General features: G+C 62.6%; 14 protein-coding genes and 1 tRNA gene. 9 read left to right on the forward strand and 6 right to left on the reverse strand.

The window, feature by feature from the left end; translation table 11 throughout:
* Positions 1-44: 44 nt before the first annotated feature.
* Positions 45-494, reverse strand: coding sequence for an MgtC/SapB family protein (locus tag BoBH3_RS13945; RefSeq protein ID WP_262331420.1), 450 nt, complete (start codon positions 492-494; stop codon positions 45-47).
* 225 nt (positions 495-719) lie between these two features.
* Here BoBH3_RS13945 and BoBH3_RS13950 point away from each other — a divergent pair, with 225 nt between their 5' ends.
* Positions 720-1,061 (forward strand): RcnB family protein, encoded by a 342-nt coding sequence (locus BoBH3_RS13950; RefSeq protein WP_262331421.1) that lies wholly within the window; start codon positions 720-722, stop codon positions 1,059-1,061.
* Positions 1,062-1,145: 84 nt separating this feature from the next.
* Here BoBH3_RS13950 and BoBH3_RS13955 read toward each other — a convergent pair.
* The 3 genes from BoBH3_RS13955 to BoBH3_RS13965 form a co-directional block, all read right to left on the reverse strand.
* A tRNA-Lys gene (locus BoBH3_RS13955) sits at positions 1,146-1,221 on the reverse strand.
* Between the two features lie 195 nt (positions 1,222-1,416).
* Entirely contained in the window at positions 1,417-2,688 is a 1,272-nt protein-coding gene (locus BoBH3_RS13960; RefSeq protein ID WP_262331422.1) for a uracil-xanthine permease family protein, read from the reverse strand.
* A gap of 291 nt (positions 2,689-2,979) precedes the next feature.
* Positions 2,980-4,542 carry a 2-isopropylmalate synthase gene (locus BoBH3_RS13965; protein WP_262331423.1) on the reverse strand — a complete coding sequence of 521 codons (1,563 nt, stop codon included), beginning with the start codon at positions 4,540-4,542 and terminating at the stop codon, positions 2,980-2,982.
* Between the two features lie 394 nt (positions 4,543-4,936).
* Here BoBH3_RS13965 and BoBH3_RS13970 point away from each other — a divergent pair, with 394 nt between their 5' ends.
* Together BoBH3_RS13970 and BoBH3_RS13975 are read left to right on the forward strand one after the other, a co-directional pair.
* Positions 4,937-5,578, forward strand: coding sequence for a YoaK family protein (locus BoBH3_RS13970; protein WP_262331424.1), 642 nt, complete (start codon positions 4,937-4,939; stop codon positions 5,576-5,578).
* A gap of 65 nt (positions 5,579-5,643) precedes the next feature.
* Positions 5,644-5,982, forward strand: coding sequence for a hypothetical protein (locus BoBH3_RS13975; RefSeq protein ID WP_262331425.1), 339 nt, complete (start codon positions 5,644-5,646; stop codon positions 5,980-5,982).
* Between the two features lie 95 nt (positions 5,983-6,077).
* Here BoBH3_RS13975 and BoBH3_RS13980 read toward each other — a convergent pair whose 3' ends face one another.
* Both BoBH3_RS13980 and BoBH3_RS13985 read right to left on the reverse strand, forming a co-directional pair.
* Positions 6,078-8,168 carry a M3 family metallopeptidase gene (locus BoBH3_RS13980; protein WP_262331426.1) on the reverse strand — a complete coding sequence of 697 codons (2,091 nt, stop codon included), beginning with the start codon at positions 8,166-8,168 and terminating at the stop codon, positions 6,078-6,080.
* A gap of 253 nt (positions 8,169-8,421) precedes the next feature.
* A complete protein-coding gene (locus BoBH3_RS13985) occupies positions 8,422-9,645 on the reverse strand; it encodes a tyrosine-type recombinase/integrase (RefSeq protein WP_262331427.1) in 1,224 nt (407 codons plus the stop codon).
* A 274-nt stretch (positions 9,646-9,919) separates the two neighbouring features.
* On the opposite strand from BoBH3_RS13985, the gene BoBH3_RS13990 reads away from it, so the two are divergent.
* The 6 genes from BoBH3_RS13990 to BoBH3_RS14015 all read left to right on the forward strand — a co-directional run bounded on the left by BoBH3_RS13990 (position 9,920) and on the right by BoBH3_RS14015 (position 15,922).
* The gene (locus BoBH3_RS13990) at positions 9,920-10,864 is read left to right on the forward strand and encodes a helicase RepA family protein (protein WP_262331428.1); all 945 of its coding nucleotides are present in this window, start codon (positions 9,920-9,922) and stop codon (positions 10,862-10,864) included.
* Positions 10,865-11,553: 689 nt separating this feature from the next.
* Positions 11,554-12,045 carry a phage terminase small subunit P27 family gene (locus BoBH3_RS13995; RefSeq protein WP_262331429.1) on the forward strand — a complete coding sequence of 164 codons (492 nt, stop codon included), beginning with the start codon at positions 11,554-11,556 and terminating at the stop codon, positions 12,043-12,045.
* Positions 12,046-12,230: 185 nt separating this feature from the next.
* Positions 12,231-12,365, forward strand: coding sequence for a hypothetical protein (locus tag BoBH3_RS14000; RefSeq protein WP_262331430.1), 135 nt, complete (start codon positions 12,231-12,233; stop codon positions 12,363-12,365).
* A 248-nt stretch (positions 12,366-12,613) separates the two neighbouring features.
* Entirely contained in the window at positions 12,614-13,603 is a 990-nt protein-coding gene (locus BoBH3_RS14005; protein ID WP_262331431.1) for a fatty acid desaturase family protein, read from the forward strand.
* A gap of 14 nt (positions 13,604-13,617) precedes the next feature.
* Positions 13,618-14,574: a class I SAM-dependent methyltransferase gene (locus tag BoBH3_RS14010; RefSeq protein WP_262331432.1), complete on the forward strand. Its 957-nt coding sequence runs from the start codon at positions 13,618-13,620 to the stop codon at positions 14,572-14,574.
* 301 nt (positions 14,575-14,875) lie between these two features.
* Positions 14,876-15,922 (forward strand): glycosyltransferase family 2 protein, encoded by a 1,047-nt coding sequence (locus BoBH3_RS14015; RefSeq protein ID WP_262331433.1) that lies wholly within the window; start codon positions 14,876-14,878, stop codon positions 15,920-15,922.
* Positions 15,923-15,955 lie beyond the last annotated feature (33 nt).

A 15,955-nucleotide genomic window follows, 5' to 3' on the forward strand; every position in this document is an offset into this window, starting at 1 on the left:
GGGAGGCAACGCCGCCACGACGCGAAAGTTCGTGGAGCGGCCCGCTACGGGGCTCCCTCGTCATCCTGAGGCTGAACGGCCCTGCCCCGCGCCCAATGCTCGATCGAATGGTCCAGCGCCAGCAGGAGCAAGGCGAGCGCCGTGGCGGCAAAGGCGACCAGCCAATGGCCCAGCCCTGCCGCGGAGCCCAGCGCGGCTGTCACCCAGACTGCCGCGGCCGTGGTCAGGCCATGCGGGGCCGTCTCGTCCTCGCGCCGGACGATCAGCCCCGCGCCGAGAAAGCCGATGCCGGTCAGTACGCCCTGGATCACCCGCCCGGCCGCATCGGGATGAGTGGCGTCGTCGAACAGCGTCGCGGCCAGGGCCGTCCCTAGCCCGACCAGCCCGAAGGTGCGGATACCGGCGCGCTTGTGCCTCAGCGCCCGCTGCCACCCGATCGCGACGCCGGCTAGCAGACCCGCGACGAGCCGAAGAATCAATTCGAGTTCGGTCAAGGCGCCCTGCGCTCCAGCCCCGTCCTTAGCTGACGACAGCATGATCCCAACGCCCATTGCCGAGCAACCACCGGATAAGCCGGAAGCAGATCTCATGCCGAAAGAGCGCCAAGATCCAGTATATTCGAAATTAACATCACATTACGAAACATTAATGTCGCTGTTAATTTTCCGTTTAGCGGTGAAATTCGAAGATTAGCACATCGAAACGAAAGGTCTTCAGCCATGAAAACACTGATTTATTCTGCCGTCATCGGCCTCACCATCATCGGCGCCGCGGCGCCCGCCTTCGCCCAGTCCCATCACGGGCCGCATCACGGCCCGGTGCACGTCCACAAGCAGGTCACCCATAAGCACGTCACGAAGAAGGTCGTGGTGGTGAAGAAGCAGCGCTGGGCGCGCGGTCATGCCCTGCCGTCGCATTACCGGCAGCACCATGTCAGGGACTATCACAGCTATCACCTGCGCGCGCCGGGCCGGGGTCAGCGCTGGGTCCGCGTCGACAATCAGTTCATCCTGATCAATGCCGTCTCAGGCATGATCGCGGCGCTTGCAGCCACGCGATGATTGAGGAAGAACCGCGGCTGGGCGCAAAAGGCCAGCCACTTCTTCAGCGGCTTCCGAGTATTCAGCGATGTTCGGAAAGGTCCGTGGTGGGTGATGTAGGGCTCGAACCTACGACCCGCTGATTAAGAGTCAGCTGCTCTACCAACTGAGCTAATCACCCATACGCCACGAAGCGTCGCCGTCGCGGCGGCAGTGGCCGCGTCAGGCAGGGGGCGTGTAGCAAACGCCCCCTGCCCTGTCCACCCATCCATGACAGAAATTTTGCAGTCGCCGGAATTTTACCCAAGGACCTTAGCATCGGGCCGAACTGGGAAAACGGCTTCCTGGAAAATCCGACGCGAGAACAGGAGCTGCCTCAGGCCGCGCGGCGATTCAGCAGGTGATAGAGCAGAATCGCACCGAAGGTCGCGGTGCCGATTCCGCCGAGCTCATAGCCGAAGATCGGCAGCTTGAGGTCACCGGCACCGAGAATCAGCGCAACCGCCACCGTGATGAGGTTCTTCGGCTCGGAGAAATCGACCTTGTTCTCCACCCAGATCCGGCCCGCTGTCGCAGCGATCAGGCCGAAGACCACGACGGCAAGCCCGCCCAGCACCGCGACGGGGATCGTGCCGATGACCGCGCCGAATTTCGGCGAGAAACCGAGGATGAGCGCGATGATGCCCGCAGCGACGAAGACCAGCGTCGAATAGACCCGCGTCACCGCCATCACGCCCATATTCTCGGCATAGGTGGTGACGCCTGTGCCGCCGCCGGAGCCGGCGATCATGGTGCTCAGGCCGTCGGCGAAGAAGCCCCGGCCGATGAGATGGTCGAAAGTGCGCCCGGTCATCACGGCGATACCCTTGATGTGCCCGAGATTCTCCGCGACCAGGATGATCGCGACCGGCACGATCAGCGTCATCGCCCTCGCGTCGAAGACCGGCGCCACGAAGTGCGGCAGGCCAAACCAGGGCGCAGCCGCGATCTTGCCGAAATCGATCGGCGGCGCGCCAAAGCTGGTCGCCGAGACCGCATAGAGGGCATAGGCCGCAAGCCCGCCGATCAGCACCGGCAGGCGCTGCGCCAGGCCGGTTCCGTAGACGGCGACGAGCGCCACGGCCGCCACGGTGAACAGCGCGAGCCATTTGGTATAGGCGCTGGCCGAGATCATACCGATCGCCACCGCCGTGAGGTTGAGCCCGATCGCCGCCACGACCGCGCCGGTCACCACCGGCGGCAGCAGCTTCTCGATCCAGTTCGTGCCGACCGCCTGCACGATCAGGCCGATCAGCGCATAGGCCGCCCCGCAGGCGATGATGCCGCCCAGCGCCACTGCGATGTTGGGATTGGGGCCGGAGCCGGCATAGCCCGTCGCGGCGATGACCACGCCGATGAAGGCGAAGGACGAACCGAGATAGCTGGGAAGCTGTCCGCGCGTGATGACGAAGAACAGCAGCGTCGCGACACCGGAGAAGAAGATCGCGACATTGGGGTCGAAGCCCATCAGCACCGGCGCCAGCACGGTCGCCCCGAACATGGCGACGACATGCTGCAGGCCGGCGATGATGGTCTGCCCGGTCGGCAGCCGCTCGTCCGGCATCACAGCGCCGGATGTCTTCAGGGTCCAGTTCGGAAAATAGCCCATCGCATCGCTCCCCACGGGCCGCCGGAGGAGCGACCGCACCGGAAGAGCAGATGAAGGCAAGAAACCGCCCCGCGCCAGATCGCCACGGCGTCATCCACCGGAATCGAAGAGCGTCGTCCCGTGCGCGCTGCGGCACGCAGTGCTTCCGCGCAGACACGGGACCGTGTTCAGGAAAAGGCGCCCTTTTTCGGAAGCCAAAAGGAAGGGCGCTTTACGCGTCACGCGCCCCCGTGTCTGCGCCGCAGCGTTTCACGCTGCAGCGCACACGGGATGACGCGCTTCCCTTCCTTCTTACTCCGCCGCCTGCGCGTGCAGGCGTCCGCCCCGCGCGATCAGCTTGTTGAGCGCCACCAGATAGGCCTTGGCCGAAGCGACCAGCGTGTCCGGATCGGCACCGCGACCCGTCACCGACGAACCGTCGCGCGAGAGGCGCACGGTGACCTCGGCCTGCGCGTCCGTGCCCTCGGTGACGGCATGGACGTCGTAGAGCTCCAGCGTGACCTCATGCGGGACGATGGTCTTGATCGCGTTGAAGATGGCGTCGATCGGGCCGTTGCCCTCGACCTCCTCGGTGACGTGCTTGCCGTCGACATCGAGCTTCATGGTGGCACGCTGCGGGCCGCGCGTCCCGGCGATCACGGTCAGCGATTCCATCTTGATGCGGTCATGGGCGGTAGCGATGTTGTCGTCGACCAGCGCCTCGATATCCTCGTCGTAGACGTGCTTCTTGCGGTCCGCCAGCGCCTTGAAGCGGGTGAAGGCGTCTTCCAGCTGGTTGTCGCCGAGATCGTAGCCCATCTCCTTCAGCTTGGAGCGGAAGGCGGCGCGGCCCGAATGCTTGCCCATCACCAGCGAGGTCTTGGTCACGCCCACGGTCTCGGGCGTCATGATCTCGTAGGTGGTGTTGTTCTTCAGCATGCCGTCCTGATGGATGCCGCTCTCATGCGCGAAGGCGTTCCGGCCGACGATCGCCTTGTTGTACTGCACCGGGAAGGAGCAGGCGCCCGACACAGCCTTGGAGGCGCGCATCAGCTGGGTCGCATCGATGCCCGTGTCGTAGGGCAGCACGTCGCCGCGCACGCGCAGCGCCATCACGATCTCCTCGAGCGAGGCGTTGCCGGCGCGCTCGCCGATGCCGTTGATCGTGCACTCGACCTGCCGGACACCGCCCTCGATCGCCGCCAGCGAATTGGCGACGGCCAGGCCCAGATCGTTGTGGCAATGCGCCGAGAAGATCGCCTTGTCGGCGTTGGGTACGCGCTCGCGCACCGCCTTGAACATGGCGCGATACTCGTCCGGCGTGGCGTAGCCAACCGTGTCGGGCAGGTTGATCGTGGTCGCGCCGGCCTTGATCGCGGCCTCGACCGTGCGGCAGAGATAGTCGATCGGCGTGCGGGTGGCGTCCATCGCCGACCATTCGACATCCTCGACCAGGTTGCGCGCCTGCGCCACGGTGGCGGTGATGATCGCCAGCACGTCCTCCTGGCTCTTGCGCATCTGGTGCTCCAGATGGATCGGCGAGGTCGAGACGAAGGTGTGGATGCGCGGCTTGACCGCATGGCGCACCGCCTCGCCGGCCCGGGCGATGTCGACGCTGATGGCGCGGGCCAGGCCTGCAACCGTGGCGCGCTTCAGCCGGCGCGCGATCTCTGACACAGCCTCGAAATCACCGTCGGAGGCGATCGGGAAGCCCGCTTCGATGACGTCGACGCCCATGGCGTCGAGCATCTCGGCGATCTCCAGCTTCTCCTCGAAGGTCATGGTGGCGCCGGGGCACTGCTCGCCGTCGCGCAGGGTGGTGTCGAAAATCAGGACGCGCTCTTTGGAGGAGCCGTTGGCGGTCGGGTTGCTCATGGTCTTGTTCCGGTGTCGGCGCGCCGCGGATATCGGAAAAGGCGGGCGCTGGGTTTCTGTCGGCGGTTCTCGTCAGTCCCCTGAGCGCCCAGGCAGAAGCCCGGCCGGCCCTCAGGGGCGGCTAAGGAGAAGAAGGCCGAGAAGAGCAAGCGGAGCGCGCACGCCGACGGTCTGCGTCGCTGCGCAGCCTTTCGTCAGGTCGTGGCGGGCGGTCGAAACCACGGGCGCTCCTCAAATCACCGAGACAGGATGTAACCGAAGCCGGGGGTCCAGCGCAAGCATATGTCGCATGCGGTTACCGGATCATGACGATGCGGCGGCAAGGCATATGCTATGCAGGTGTCGATTGGGCCCGGCCGACGCGCCGGGCCATGGGCCGGGGATCGATGTTCCTATGATGCGCTACCAGAGGCGCGAGGTCGCGCTCGCTGCCTGTTTCTCCGCGCTTGCCGGTTATGTCGACGCGCTCGGCTTCATCACGCTGGGTGGCTTCTTCGTCTCCTTCATGACGGGCAACACGACGCGGCTCGGCATCGAGCTGGCGAGCGGGAACCCAGGCGGGATCGCGCTGGCCGGCAGTGTCATCGTCCTCTTCGTCTGCGGCGTCGTGCTCGGCTCCCTCGTCGGCCATTTTGCCGGCAGAGACCGCCCGCCTGCCGTGCTGGGCGTGGTGACGTTGCTGCTCGTGCTCGCCGCGCTGATGCAGACGACCGGCCACACGCTTCCGGCCGTCGGGCTGCTCGCAGTGGCAATGGGCGCGGAGAACGCCGTTTTCCAGCGTGACGGCGAGGTCACGATCGGCCTCACCTACATGACCGGGACGCTGGTGAAGCTGGGACAGCGGATCGCGGCAGCGACTCTCGGCGGGCCGAAGCGCGCCTTTCTGCGCCATTTCCTGCTCTGGCTTGGCCTGATGGGCGGCGCCTTCGTCGGCGCGTTCGTGCACAGCCGCATCGGCCTCGCCGCCATCTGGGTCGCAGCCGCCGCGGCGCTGGCCTTGACGTTCGCGGCCCTGATCTTCCTGCGCGAGGGCTGAGCGCGCTCGCTGGCGCGGCTCCCGAGAATCGGCAATGGTCGGCGTCCTATTTGCCGGAGAGACCGATGCGCGCGCTGCCCCTCCTCGCCTTTGCGGGCTTAGTCCTTGCGGCCTGCCAGACAGCAACGACCAGCACGCCGCCTGCCCCGCCGCCGGAGCAGGCGGCTCCCGGCGTGACGCCGAACACCTTCCGCATGCCGACCGGCACAGGCTGCTCCGGCGAGGTCGAGCGCTTCCAGGCCGTGATGGACAACGACCTCGCCACCGGCCACACCACCAAGGGCGTGCACACGCGCGTCAGCTCGGAGATCTCCTCCGCGCGCTCGGCCTGCTCGACCGGCAACGAAGCGGGCGCGATCAGCCAGATCCGCGCGACCAAGGCCCGGTTCGGCTATCCGGGCTGAGGCAAAACCGTCATAGCGAGCGAAGCGAAGCAATCAAGGCGGCAGCGCTTTACGTCCCCTGGATTGCTTCGTCGCTGCGCTTCTCGCAATGACGGCTACGCCGCCAGCCCCCGCTTCTCCAGCAGTGCGTCCGGTGTCGGCAGCCGGCCGCGGAAGAGCGTGTAGGCCTCGGCCGCGTCGCGCGTGTCGCCGGCGGAGTAGATGTAGCGCTTCAGCTTCTCCGCGAGCGCCGGCGAAAACACGTCGCCCGTCTCGGTGAAGGCGTTGAAGGCATCGGCGTCCATCACCTCGGACCAGAGATAGCTGTAATAGCCGGCCGAATAGCCATCGCCCGAGAACACATGGGTGAAGTGCGGCGTGCGGTGGCGCATGATGATCTCGCCCGGCATGCCGATGCGTGCGAGTTCCGCCGCCTCGAAGGCGAGAGCATCGATCTCCGCCGGCTCCTCCAGCGAGTGGAAGGCGAGATCGACCAGCGCCGAGGAGGTGTACTCCACGGTGGCGAAACCCTGATTGAAGGTCTGCGCCTTCTCGATCTTGTCGATCAGGGCCTCGGGGATCGGCTCCCCCGTTTCGGCATGGCGGCAGTATTCGCGCATCACCTCGCGCGTCAGGAACCAGTGCTCGTAGAGTTGTGAAGGCAGCTCCACGAAGTCGCGCGCCACGGCCGTTCCAGCGAGCGAACCATAGGTCACGTCCGAGAGCAGCCCGTGGAGGGCGTGGCCGAATTCGTGGAACAGCGTGCGGGCATCGTCCAGCGAAAGCAGCGCAGGCTTGCCCTCGGCGGGCTTCGCGAAATTGCAAACGTTCACGATGATCGGACGGGTCTCGCCGTCGAGCTTTCGCTGGCCGCGAAAGGCACTCATCCAGGCGCCGGAGCGCTTCGAAGCCCGGGCGAAGTAATCGCCGACGAACAGCCCGATATGGCGCCCGCTCGCCTCCTCCGTCACCTCGAAGATGCTGACATCGGGATGATAGCCCGCGAGCTCCGGGCGCTCCTTGAACGACAGCCCGAAGAGCTTGCCGGCAACGTCGAAAGCCGCCTGCCTGACACGGCCAAGCTGGAGATATTGCTTCAGCACCGCCTCATCGAGCGCATAGGTCTTCTGCCGCACCTTCTCGGAATAGTGGCGCCAGTCCCAGGGGCGGATCGGGCCGTTCTCGCCCTCGTCCTGGGCGAGCGCCGCAAGATCGGCGGCCTCGCGACCCGCCCGCGCCCGCGCCGGCTTCCAGACCAGCTCCAGCAGGTCGCGCACATGCTGCGGTGTCTTCGCCATCGTGTCGTCGAGCTTGAAATGGGCGAAGGTGGCATAGCCGAGCAGCTTCGCCTTCTCCGCCCTGAGCTTCACCATCTCGGCGACGATGGCGCGGTTGTCGCTCTCGCCACCGTTCTCGCCGCGCTTGCTCCAGGCGATGAAGGCCTCCTCGCGCAGGTCGCGCCGGGTCGAGAAGGTCAGGAAGGGCTCGATGATCGAGCGCGAGAGCGTCACCGCATGCAGGCCCGGCTTGCCCCGGTCAGCAGCGGCGCGCGCCATCGCGGCCTGCAGGAAGTCGGGCAGCCCGGCAAGTCCCGCCTCGTCCTCGATGAACAGCACATAGGAGGCCTCGTCGTTCCGCACATTCTGGCTGAACTGGGTGCCGAGCGCCGCGAGCCGCTCGTTGATCGCGGCGAGCCGCTTCTTGTCCTCAGCCCCGAGCTTCGCCCCGGAGCGGATGAAGCCCTTGTAGCTGCGCTCCAGCAGCCGCGCCTGCTCGGCGCTGAGCCCGAGCGTATCGCGCTTCGCATTGACAGCATCCACGCGGGCGAAGAGCCCCTCGTCCATCATGATAGCGGACCAGTGTCGCGAGGTGATCGGCGACATCTCGCGCTCGATCTCCTGCAGCGCGTCGTTCGTGTCGGCGCCGGCCAGGTTGTAGAACACACCGCCGACTCGGCTGAGCGCGCGCCCTGCCCTCTCCAGCGCCTCGATGGTGTTGCCGAAATCGGGCGCCACCGGATCGGCCACGATCGCCGCGATCTCGGCCTTATGCTTGGCCAGCGCCGCCTCGAAAGCCGGGCTGATATGCTCCGGCTGGATCTCGGCGAAGGGCGGCAGGCGGAACGGCGTCTCCCAGCGCGCAGCGAAGGGGTTCTCGGCTGGCAATGCGGGCAAGGCTTCGGGATGGGCAGTCTTGGAAGAAGTCATCGCTTCGCTTTCGGAAGGACGGGCGGGATCGGTCGCCCAGGATCAGCTGCGATCGAAGATATGTGCGAGATAGCCAGCCCGCACTGCGTCGTCTTTATCGTTTTGCGCGGCATGTCGACAAGCTGCTGATCTCTAAGGTAAATTTTCTTCATCGCTGTGCGTCGTTTATCGCCATTTGTCTCGTTGTTTTCCGTTTTCGCTCCAGTTTCACCGCATCGCCACCGCATCGACCGCATCGCCGGCCTCGGTTTGTTCACCCTTCGGAAGCGGTCAGGCTGGCAAGACGATCACCCATCAGATTCGCCGCCGCCTCGGCCCGCTCGTCCTTCACATGGCCGTAGACCTCCAGGGTCACGCGCGGGCTCGAATGGCCAAGCCGGTGTGCGACCGTCACGGCGTCCAGCCCGGCCGCTAGGAGATCCGTGGCGCAGGAATGCCGCCAAGCGTGACAGGGCTGCGCGCCCTTCACTTTCGCCCGTCGCATGACGCGCTTCATCAGTTTTGTGATCCGGTCAGGGTGAAACATCTCCCCACCGAAATTCGGGAACAGCAGCAGCGGCTCGCGCTGGTAGCCCGGCCCCCATTTCAGCGCCTGTTCGAGAATGGTGGCTCGATGCTTCTGCAGCCGTGCGATGAAGGCCGGCGGCAGCTTGATCCGGCGCAGGGACTTCTGCGTCTTCGCGGCATTGCGGAGGATCGGAGCACGGCCCGGCCCGACGCTGACGGTGCGCGAGATCACGATCTCACTGCGCTCGGCATCAATCTGGTCGAACGCGAGCGGCGCAAGCTCGCCGCGCCGCATCCCGGTCAGCATCAGGACCGACACCATCAGGTCGATATGGTCATAAACCTCGGCCTGGACGGTGGGGTTGCCCACGGCCGTAAGCAGCCGCCGGATTTCGTCATCGGCGAGATTGCGCGCAGCACTCCTGACCGTGCTGGGTGGCGTGGCGTCGGCAGCGGGGTTGCTGACGATCCAGCGCCATTTGCGGGCCTGCTGCAGAGCGGCATGGACCGCAGTATGAACGACCCGGACCGAGGCCGGGCTCAGGGGCTTTGTTTCCGGCTTCCCCGGCGCTTTTGGCGTGCGTTTGCTGACGCCCCCAGCCTTAAGGAGCAGTGCATAAGCGCGGTCGAGGTCTGAGGCGCTCAAGCGGCGTAGTTTGATCGGGCCGATGATCTTGCCGATCTTTGCAAGGCTCTCGCCATAGGTTCGGACCGTTGCGGGAGCCTTGCCCTGGCTTTCCAGCACATCGACAAAGACCCTGAAAAACTCCGAAACCGTGCGGTCCTCGGGGTCGCCGGCAACGACGCCCGTATGGGCAACTTCCATTTGCGCCGCATGAAGGCGCGCGTCTCGCTCCTTCTCGAAACTCTTGGATCGTTCGCGCGACTTGCCATCGGCCCCCGTTTCCCGCCAGCCGGCACGAAAGAAAATGCGACCGGCAGCGCTGGTTTCCTTGCGGACATAGGCCATCAGATTTCTCCCGCGTTAATCGCCGCCGGGCGACGATGGTGGGCGACCTGGCATCGGGTCGAGCAAAAGCGCGCGTCAGTTCGGCCAAGCGCGAAATAGTCGCCGCATTCGATGCAAATCCGCATCAGCGCTTCTGCTTCCAGATGATCAGCAGCTGAGACCGCCATGTAGGCGGCAAGGCTCGTAGCCTGCCGCACTAGGCCGCCTGTGCTACGATCTTGACGCAATGTTACATCGCGAAGAAGCGGGATCTCTGCATCACCGAAAAACCAGCGTGCCAGCGCCCGTCCTGATCGCCAGCCTCGAAGATGGCGCGGATGAACTGCGCCGCCGGATCCTGGCCGCGCGGATTCATCACGGCATCGAACGCGGCGAGCTCAAAGGCTGGCTCTTCCTGGCGGCACTCGGCACGAAGGATGGCAAGCTGATGGTGCTCGACCCGAAGGGACAGCCGGTGCCCGGCAAACTGGGCGCGAAGCTCGTCAACACCATCATCAATCGCGGGATCGATCTGGTCCTGCTCGACCCCTTCATCAAGACGCATGGCGTGCCGGAAAACAACAACAACGGCATCGATGAGGTCGCCTCGATCTTCACCGCAATGGCGCTCAGCTTCGGTATCGCGATCGATGCGCCGCATCACATGAGCAAGGGACCGCCCGACCCCGGCAACGCCAGTAAGGGGCGCAGCGCCTCGTCCTTGAAAGATGCCTTTCGGTTGGTCCGCACGCTGACACCGATGAGCGCCGACGAGGCCAAGGCGTTCGGCATCGACGAGGTCGAGCGCCGCAGGCTGGTCCGTGTCGACGACGCCAAGGTGAACATCGTCCCTTCGGCCGAGGCGTCCTGGTTCCGGCTGGTCGGCGTCGACATCGGCAATGGCACCGAGCTCTATCCGAACGGTGATTCCGTGCAGACCGTCGAGGTCTGGATCCCGCCGGAACTGTTCGCTGATGTCAGCAGCGTGATCATCAATCGAATCCTCGACGAGCTCGATGCCGGCCTGCCCGATGGCAACCGCTACAGCAACGCCCCTAACACCGACCGGCCGGCCTGGCGCGTGGTCCAGAAGCACTGCGGCAAGGACGAGGGACCGTGCCGCCAGATGATCCAGACCTGGCTCAAGTCGGAGCTTCTCTCCGTCGAGGTATATGACAATCCGAGCACCCGAAAACCGGTCAAGGGATTATCGGTCGTCAACGCTCGGAGGCCGTCATGAGGGTTGCGCCATTAACCCGATTTCAATGGCGCGCTAATGGCGCAAAACGGGCCTGCGCCGTTATTGATCGGGCGTCTATAATATCAATGGCGCATTGGCACGCGCCATCATTGATCTTTTTAACGGCGCCCAATGGCGCAATGACGCACCGGCCGGTGCCATGCCGCCTGCGGGCTGATGCTTCCTCACCACCAATCCGTGCAACCCAAAGACAGGGGAGAAAGAACGATGGACGCTGCGGACATCATTCGTGAGATCTATCAGCTTGGAGGTGTGATCGGGGCGACCGATCACGGCGTGGTCCTGGCGCACCCGCTCGATGGAAGCTTCCGGCCCGACTGGTGAGGCTGGCCGTGGCGCGCCAGCCCGCGCTCAAGCAATTGATCCTGTCCGGCTGGAAAGTGGACGAGCCGACGCCAGAGGATGCGAGCCTTAAACGACCGGCAGAGCAACATTGTTGCAACCGCCGATCGTCTCCTGGCGGAGACAGTCCAGTCGAATGCGACCGGCGCGGCGAAAAATCGGGAGCCGACCAGGCCGGGGGGGAGGTCAAAAAGGCCGGGCCGGGCCGACCTGAACCAACCCGTGGCCCCATGTTCGCGGATCCGCAAAATTGGTGGAAATTTTGGGATCTACGGCGCCACAATGGCCGTAGCCGCGCCAGAACAGCCCCTCCGGAGCCCCTTCTGATGACCGCAGGACGTCCACCGAAACCCAGCCGCATCCGCAGGCTGGAAGGCAATCGGGGCAAGCGAGCCATCCCCGCCAGCGTCGAGAGCCGCGGCCGCCCGCTGATGCCGGACCACCTCGATGACGAGCAGCGCGGGCTTTGGCGTCAGATAGAGGCCGGCATGCCGCCCGGCTTGCTGACGCTGGCCAACAGCCAGGCCGTCGAGAGGATGACGGTGGCGTGGTCGCGGTTCCGGGAATGCCAGCGCAAGATCGCGGCGTTGTCGATGTTCAGCAGGGGCTCGACCGGCCAGTTGGCAATGTCGCCGCTGATCCGGATCCAGAACCTCGCAGCGCGGGAGATGCACCTGGCCGGTGAGGCGCTCGGCCTGTCACCGGTCGCCCGTGCCCGGATCTCGGCGCCAGAGAGCGTCGACAACGATCCCTTGGCGTTGTTGCTCGACGGCCACGCCTATTGTTCGGCCGTACCGCGGAGGTCGAGGGCGAACTAAGAGGTTCTGTAGAGACGGCCTACCGCCCGGCCGCCAACGAGGCCTTCCTCGACAGGCACGGCTGTCAGCCGCGACCACCGTAAGAGCCGAAGGGCCGCCGGTGCCGGAGGCGCCGCGCAGGCCAACGACGCAAAGTCGAAGGTCCGCTCCCGCGTTGAGCATGTTCTGCCGAGCAAAAGGCGAGGATGGGCCTCTACGTTCGCACCGTCGGCCTTGCCAGGGCGAAGACGAAAGTCGGCATGGCCAACCTCGTCTATAACATGCAGCGGCTGGCCTGGCTCTCGCGGGTCGCCGCAGCGTTGTTCGCCGCAGCGCAATAACGGGGGGCTCCTGTGTCCACGCTGCAGGATGAAGCCCAGGGCCACATCATCCTCTGCAAGCTCGGGCTGCGCCGAAAATGCGCGCCGGCCCAAAATCGAGGTTCTTCGAACCGTCCGGCTGGATTATAGCCACCCAAAAAAATGATCGCTCGACACCGGCCAAAGGCGGCGTTAACGGCAACTTGCCTCCATTGACATCGATGGACGAATAGCCTGCTGGGGTCGCCTCGGCGAAACGGAGAAGGACGATGAGTGCCGAACCGTTCGATGATTTTTCCGGCAATTTCGCGCCCCTCCGACGCGAACTTTGGAGCGCGGAAAACTACTCGTATAAAAGCTTCCTGAAATCGCTGAAGCCAGACTACAGAAAAATTGGGCGAGACATTGCATTAGGCTATCTCGCCCTCGCGGTAACCTTGCTGGGGACAGCAGCAATGCCTGCTGTCGGCGTTTGGGCTGGCGTTGCCGCCGGGGTCGGAGCAGTGTCTGTTGGCTATTGGATTGCCTACCTCCAGCTCTTTATACATGAGGGTGCGCACTACAATCTCGCGCCGACGCGAGCAAAAAGCGATCGTATCTGCAATCTCCTCATTGCCTGGATGATTGGAACTAATGTCGCCGCCTATCGGACAGTGCATTTTCAACACCACCGCGCGCTGGGCACCCCCGAAGACAGCGAACACTCCTACTTTTTTCCTCTCAATCTGACCTTCTTCGTCAAGGGCCTATTCGGCATCAGGGCCGCCGAGGTCGTTTTCGCGAGAAAGAGCGCTGTCGCCGACGCGGCCGAAAGGCAAGTTGGAAGCGCGACTGATCTTCCATTCAACTGGGCGCTCGTGACAGCCCCCATCGTTCACGGTGGCATTGTCGCGATCGCCTACTGGCTTGGCTATTGGTGGGTTTCGATCGCTTGGCTTGTCGGGGTAGGCATGGTGTTCCCGTTTCTAGGCGCCTTGCGGCAGGTCCTGGAACATCGCGACGAAAATGCGATGCCGGACACCGATTTTACTAAGATCTCTCATGGCGCAATCACTCGACTGTTCCCCGACGGTGCGTTCTCTTCGACGTTCGGAGGGGCGGGCTTCAATCGCCATCTCCTGCATCATTGGGAGCCGTCAATCTCCTACACCAACTTGCCGGAATTTGAGCGGTTCCTGATGCAAACGCCAGCCAGAGCATACATCGAGCGACGGCGGACAACCTATATGACGACTTTTCTCAAGCTCCTTTCGCTTTAGATAAATCAACGTTGATGACCGCTCAATTCCCCACCTGCCCGCTTTGCAGCTCGCAATCGACGTCGGTTTATGCGAAGGCGACGGATATCGAGTACTTTACGTCGGACGACGTGTACGACATCAGAGCTTGCGATGAATGCGGGATATTATTTGTCGACCCAATGCGCTCGCAAGAGCTCAACAAAATATACCCAAAAAACTATTATTCTTTTCAGAACAATAAGAAGAACCTTGTTGTCCAGCTTAAAGAGTGGCTCGATAGGCGCGCACTGCGCCAATTGACGCAACAAATTCCCGGCCAAGAGCTTTCTATACTTGATATTGGCGGCGGCACGGGCTGGCTCGTCGACCAAGTCAAGCGCGCCGATTCACGCGTAGCGCGCGGTACCGTCATCGATATCGATGATGGCGCCAAGGAAATCGCATTGCGGAATGGCCACGACTTTTTTCTCGGCCGATTTGAAGCTTACGAAGTGGCCGATCGACAGTTCGATCTGATATTGATGCTCAATCTAATCGAACACGTCGCCGATCCGCATGCAGTGATGGCCAAGGCAGCTCGATTGCTCAGCCCAAATGGCCTGATCTGGATCAAGACGCCCAATTTCGACAGCCTCGACGCTCGGATTTTCCGGCATCAATCTTGGGCAGGATACCATACGCCCAGGCACTTCGTTATCTTCAAGAAAGAGAGCCTCGAACGGCTGAGCGACATGAGCGGCTTACGATTGAGGAGCTTTGCCTACACGCAAGGCGCCCCCTTCTGGAGCGCTTCACTCCTGGCGCTCCTGCAAAGAATGAAGCTGGTGCGCGTATCGGCCAGCCGCCCGGCCATATATCATCCCTTGATGCCGATCTTGCAGGCCGTATCTGCAGCTTTCGACTTTGTCCGGCGACCATTCGGCGCGAAGCTGTCTCAAATGGTGCTAACGCTAGAGTTGAATCGAGACATGGACACGAGCCGCGACTGATGCCGGCTGACGCGTGCGGCATCGGCACATCCATCATCCGACCAATGAGATCGCCCGATTTCAGGCAGACGCCACAGGCGACCTCTCGATCGGACGCGTGCTCGATAGCACGAGTTTGAGCGCAATCGATTTGCGGCAGAGCCAAATCGGGGGCATTGGAAATGCGCGCCGCCACGGCCGGGAGAACACTATATGCCACTGAGGTTTGGCGCTGGTGCGCACCCGCACCCTCGACTATAAGCGCGTCACGTTGGCATCAATCGGATTCCTTCCGTATTCACCTGAAAAAAGAGTATGCTAGTTGACTGCCGCATCACCATCTCAGGACGACGGGGCAAATAAATCGGAGATTCGTCGCCGATTGATCTCGATCTCAATTCCTGTTCTGAATGAAGAGGATAATATCGGCCCCCTACTGGATCGCCTTCGCGCGATCACGGAAATCAACAACCGATATGATTTCGAGTTCATTTTCACAGACAATGCAAGCGATGATCGAACTTTTGAGATACTATCCACTGAAGCTGTAAAAGATAATCGTATTAGAGTCATTAGATTCACGCAGAACTTCGGATTTCAGAGGTCTATATTAACAAATTACTTAAACTCGAAGGGCGAAGCCGCGATTCAAATCGACGCAGATTTGCAGGATCCGCCGGAAATGATTTCGGAATTCCTTTCGGCATGGGAGCGCGGCTATAAGGTAGTCTACGGAGTTCGACGCACGAGGCAGGAGAGTTCGTTATTGAGCGGCCTAAGGCGACTGTTCTACAGAGCGCTCAATCGCCTTAGTAACGTTGACATTCCCGTTGATGCTGGTGACTTTCGGCTTATCGATAGAATCGTAATAGAAAACCTTAGAGAAATGCGCGACAATTCTCCATATATTCGTGGAGCTATTGCCGAACTCGGTTACCCGCAGATCGGAATTCCTTACGACCGCGATCGCCGAGCGAATGGAGCGAGCAAATTCAAGATATTGTCGCTAATTCGGCTCGGAATGGATGGAATTTGTAGCCATTCCACGAAGCCGCTAGAAATTATCACATTGTTTGGATTTATACTCAGCTTCATTTCTTTTATATCGATAATTTTCTACTTACTTTGGTTCGTCGTCATCTCAGATGATCAGACGCCGGGTTTCACGACGATTGTCATTCTGATTCTTTTATCGATGGGAATGAATGCAGCTTTTATCGGAATTCTCGGCGAGTACATCGGTCGGATATTCCGGAACACCCGGCACATTCCTGCCCCGATCATTGAGCATCGAATCGAGCCGATACGCCAGTTGGCGGCAAGCCTGACCTCCGTTCGAGAAAACCTCTCCCGCCCAAAAGCGGATTGATGCCGCAATGCCAGGCCAACCTACGGGAGCGCA

Source organism: Allobosea sp. BH3, assembly GCF_025499465.1.
In the GTDB taxonomy this organism is placed as follows: Bacteria; Pseudomonadota; Alphaproteobacteria; order Rhizobiales; family Beijerinckiaceae; genus Allobosea.

Bases quoted from the DNA above. Each gene is read 5' to 3' on its own strand.
- BoBH3_RS13950 (WP_262331421.1), top strand. From the start codon at position 720: ATGAAAACACTGATTTATTCTGCCGTCATCGGCCTCACCATCATCGGC.
- BoBH3_RS13960 (WP_262331422.1), bottom strand. From the start codon at position 2,688: ATGGGCTATTTTCCGAACTGGACCCTGAAGACATCCGGCGCTGTGATG.
- BoBH3_RS13970 (WP_262331424.1), top strand. From the start codon at position 4,937: ATGATGCGCTACCAGAGGCGCGAGGTCGCGCTCGCTGCCTGTTTCTCC.
- BoBH3_RS13985 (WP_262331427.1), bottom strand. From the start codon at position 9,645: ATGGCCTATGTCCGCAAGGAAACCAGCGCTGCCGGTCGCATTTTCTTT.
- BoBH3_RS13965 (WP_262331423.1), bottom strand. From the start codon at position 4,542: ATGAGCAACCCGACCGCCAACGGCTCCTCCAAAGAGCGCGTCCTGATT.
- BoBH3_RS13995 (WP_262331429.1), top strand. From the start codon at position 11,554: ATGACCGCAGGACGTCCACCGAAACCCAGCCGCATCCGCAGGCTGGAA.
- BoBH3_RS14000 (WP_262331430.1), top strand. From the start codon at position 12,231: ATGGGCCTCTACGTTCGCACCGTCGGCCTTGCCAGGGCGAAGACGAAA.
- BoBH3_RS14005 (WP_262331431.1), top strand. From the start codon at position 12,614: ATGAGTGCCGAACCGTTCGATGATTTTTCCGGCAATTTCGCGCCCCTC.
- BoBH3_RS14010 (WP_262331432.1), top strand. From the start codon at position 13,618: ATGACCGCTCAATTCCCCACCTGCCCGCTTTGCAGCTCGCAATCGACG.
- BoBH3_RS13975 (WP_262331425.1), top strand. From the start codon at position 5,644: ATGCGCGCGCTGCCCCTCCTCGCCTTTGCGGGCTTAGTCCTTGCGGCC.
- BoBH3_RS13980 (WP_262331426.1), bottom strand. From the start codon at position 8,168: ATGACTTCTTCCAAGACTGCCCATCCCGAAGCCTTGCCCGCATTGCCA.